The sequence below is a fragment of the Tenacibaculum agarivorans genome, assembly GCF_001936575.1.
Classification (GTDB): domain Bacteria; phylum Bacteroidota; class Bacteroidia; order Flavobacteriales; family Flavobacteriaceae; genus Polaribacter; species Polaribacter agarivorans.
Genome location: NZ_MSMP01000096.1, coordinates 1 through 1256, shown reverse-complemented (window position 1 = coordinate 1256; position 1256 = coordinate 1). Strand labels below are relative to the sequence as shown.

1 protein-coding gene is annotated in these 1256 nt (G+C 35.4%); it reads left to right on the top strand.

The window, feature by feature from the left end:
* On the top strand, window positions 1–1256 hold a 1256-nt coding region (locus BVC87_RS22980; protein ID WP_143569904.1), incomplete at both ends, for an amino acid adenylation domain-containing protein.

Genomic DNA, 1256 nt, shown 5'->3' with positions numbered 1-1256 from the left:
GGTATTAAGTAACCAAGTTAATAGAGGAGTATTAGAAGGAAAAAGAGACCTTACCATTGTGGCTTTAGATAGTGATTGGGATGAGCTTATTTCGAAGTATCCAGATGATAGTCTAGAAAGAGTTACTTCACCAAGTCATTTAGCTTATGTAATGTACACCTCAGGAAGTACAGGACGCCCAAAAGGAGTTCAGGTAACCCATACAAACATTGTGAGTTTAGCTACAAGTTGTGATTATGTAGCCTTAAATTCAGAGACAGTTTGGTTATCTACGGGTTCCATTTCTTTTGATGCAGTAACTATAGAATATTGGGGTACATTATTAAATGGCGGAGAATTAGTTTTAGCAAGCAGAGAAGTATTATTAAACACCTCAAGTTTCAAGTCTTTGATTTTAGACAAAGGAGTGAATACTTTATGGATGACTGCTTCATGGTTCCATCAAGTAGTTGAGGAAGATACAAGCATATTCGCTTCATTAAGATATTTATTAGTTGGAGGAGACATCGTCTTGTTTAACTACACGAATACGGTAAAAGAACTATATCCAGATTTAAAAATCATTAATGGTTATGGTCCTACAGAGAATACTACATTCTCAACCACTTATACTATTGAAAAAACACAAACTACCCTTCCTATAGGTAAACCGATCAAGAACAGTGTAGCATATATCGTGGATTCTGCAATGAATTTAGTTCCTGTTGGTGTTGTAGGCGAATTAGTTGTAGGAGGATCAGGAGTAGCTAGAGGTTATTTAAATAATGAAGAGTTAACTAATGACAAGTTCATTAGCAATCCATTTACAGCAGGTGATCGATTATACAAAACAGGAGACTTAGCAAAGTGGTTACCAGATGGGAATATAGAATTTATAGGAAGAAAAGATACACAGGTAAAGATAAGAGGATATCGAATAGAATTAGGAGAGATAGAAAATGCACTATCGAATTTAGTGTCAGTAAGTCAATGTTGTGTATTAGCTAAAGAAACAAGTACAGGTAATAAAATACTAGTGGGTTATGTAGTTTCAGAAGGTGTTTTCGATAAGGAAGCAATTCAACAGGCGTTACAAGAAGATTTACCGGGTTATATGATTCCATCAATTTGGATAGCATTAGATACAATGCCATTAACGGCCAATGGTAAATTAGATAGAAGAGCCTTACCAGAACCAGATAGCACTGCATTATCAACCAAAGAATACGTAGCACCAAGAAATGAAACGGAAGAACAATTAGTTACTATTTGGCAAG